General features: G+C 69.3%; 2 protein-coding genes and 1 pseudogene. 2 read left to right on the top strand and 1 reads right to left on the bottom strand.

The window, feature by feature from the left end; all coding sequences use genetic code 11:
• Nucleotides 1-1024, top strand: a 1024-nt coding sequence (locus GT042_RS31630) for a DUF1996 domain-containing protein (RefSeq protein ID WP_161312125.1), incomplete at its 5' end; no start/stop codon positions are given.
• Between the two features lie 37 nt (nucleotides 1025-1061).
• On the opposite strand, the gene GT042_RS31625 is transcribed toward GT042_RS31630, so the two are convergent.
• Nucleotides 1062-1565 carry a hypothetical protein gene (locus GT042_RS31625; protein ID WP_161312124.1) on the bottom strand — a complete coding sequence of 168 codons (504 nt, stop codon included), beginning with the start codon at nucleotides 1563-1565 and terminating at the stop codon, nucleotides 1062-1064.
• 135 nt (nucleotides 1566-1700) lie between these two features.
• On the opposite strand from GT042_RS31625, the pseudogene GT042_RS31620 reads away from it, so the two are divergent.
• Nucleotides 1701-2069: pseudogene (locus GT042_RS31620) on the top strand (hypothetical protein); the annotation flags it as partial.

Here is a 2069-nt window from a genome sequence, read left to right as displayed (position 1 = left end):
GGCGGCGCAGGACCCTGCCGCCTCCCCGGCCCCGTCCGCCGCCGAGAGCGCCCCGGCCGAGGGCCAGGACGCCGGTGCGGGGGACAACGGCCAGGCCAGCCCCAGCGCCAGCGCACCCCCGGCGGCCGGGCAGGGTGGCAACGGCCCGGACGCCTCGGACTTCGTCAACATCCGGTCGGTCCGGCCGAACGTGGTGAAGCCGCGCAAGCTGCGGCAGGCGTCCCGGGGTTCGTTCATCACCTCATGCGGGGTGAACAAGAACAAGAAGTATAATTCCGACAACGTCATTGTCGCGCCCGGTGTGAGCAACGGCGCCCACCACATGCACGATTACGTCGGCAATCAGGGCAACAACGCCTTCGCCAGTGACGACGCGCTCGCCGCGGCCGCCACCAGCTGCCGCAATCAGGGCGACAAGTCGACTTACTACTGGCCGGTGCTGCGTCTCCAGAACGGCCAGGCCGAGTTCGACGTCAACGCGGACGGCGGCGGCAAGGAAGGAAATGCCGGAAAGATTCAGACGCCCAACGAGGTGACTCTGAAATTTGTCGGCAACCCGACCTCCAAGGTCGTCGCGATGCCCCGCTTCCTGCGGATCATCACGGGTGACGCCAAGGCCTTCGTCAACGGAAACGCGAACGCCAACGCGTCGTGGAGTTGCACCGGATTCGAGAACCGCCAGCTCAAGGACAAATACCCGATCTGCCCGCGCGGCAGCAAGGTGGTCCGTACATTCAATTTCCAGAGCTGCTGGGACGGCCAGAACACCGACAGTGCGAACCACCGCACCCACGTGGCCTTCGCCGATGCCAACGGCCGCTGCCAGAACGGGTTCAAGGCGATTCCGCAGCTCCAGCAGCGGATCGTCTACCGCGTCCCGCCGGGCCCCGGCTTCGCGGTCGACTCCTTCCCGGAGCAGCTGCACAAGCCGGTGACCGACCACGGTGACTTCATCAACGTGTTCGACACGCGGATCATGAACAAGATGGTGAGCTGCCTCAACGCCGGGACCACGTGCCGCTGAGGCACCCGGCCCGACGTCGTCGGCACCACCACGCCGGTCAGGGCGTGGACGGCATGTCCTCCATACCGTCCATGCCGTCCATCCCCTCCATGCCGGGCATGTCACTCATGTCATGACCGGACGGATCGGCACTCGTCCCACCACCGTTCTGCGCGTGGTGGGACGAGCCCGTTTCCACCTCCCCGCCCAGCCGGCCACGCACCGTGGCGACCACGGCCGCTTCGCCGACCACGACCCACTTCCGGCCCACGAGGTACGAACCGCCGTAGTCCTTGGCCTCGTTGATCCACTCGCGCTGGCCGCGGTCGGTGGCGAAGGTCGCCAGGACGTACTTCCCGTCCCCGGTCGCGCAGTTGGCCTGCCGCAGCTCGGCGGCGTCCGTCGAGATGTTGGGCTCGCACTTCGCCTTCGAGGCGAGCTGTTCGAGGCTCCCCGTCGCCGTCTTCGGCACCTGGGGGGCCTTGTTGTCGTTCGCGCCGCAGCCCGCCGTCAGGGCCAGGGCCAGGACCGCTATCGCCACGCCTGCTCGTTCCGTACGCATGCGGCCCATCGTGCCCTGTCGAACGCGTCTTCGTGGGGCCGAGGACGTAATAAACGGAATGAGCGGAATGACTCATTCCGGGGTGCGCACCGGATTCCGGGGTGACCATCGGACCAATCGCTCGTTCTGCTGCACGTGCGCCCACACGACTCCGTCACCGCCCCCGCTGCCGCCACCGCCACGGCCGCCGCCCCCACCGCAGGCCCCGTCGACGTCGACCAGGCGGAGGCGGCGCTCGTCGAGCACTACCCCCGTCTCGTACGGATCGCCTACCTCGTCCTCCCCCCGTCGCTCGGCCGCAACCGGCGCGTCCTGACCGCGCACGCGCTCGTCCAGCGCTCGCTGCCCCGGGGCCGTACCGCCACCGTCGACGGCGTGCTCCCGGGACCGCGCCGGGCGGGCGGCGGAGGCGGCTCCGACGGGGCGCGGAACGCCGGTTACACGTACGTACGCGCCCGCGTGCTGCGCCAGGCCCTCGACGCCGGCCGCCCGCTGCTGCGCCTC

This window comes from Streptomyces sp. SID3212 (genome assembly GCF_009865405.1).
In the GTDB taxonomy this organism is placed as follows: Bacteria; Actinomycetota; Actinomycetes; order Streptomycetales; family Streptomycetaceae; genus Streptomyces.
The sequence above is the reverse complement of the archived record's forward strand: the minus strand, read 5'-3'. Positions and strand labels throughout refer to the sequence as shown.

Bases quoted from the DNA above. Each gene is read 5' to 3' on its own strand.
- GT042_RS31625 (WP_161312124.1), bottom strand. From the start codon at position 1,565: ATGCGTACGGAACGAGCAGGCGTGGCGATAGCGGTCCTGGCCCTGGCC.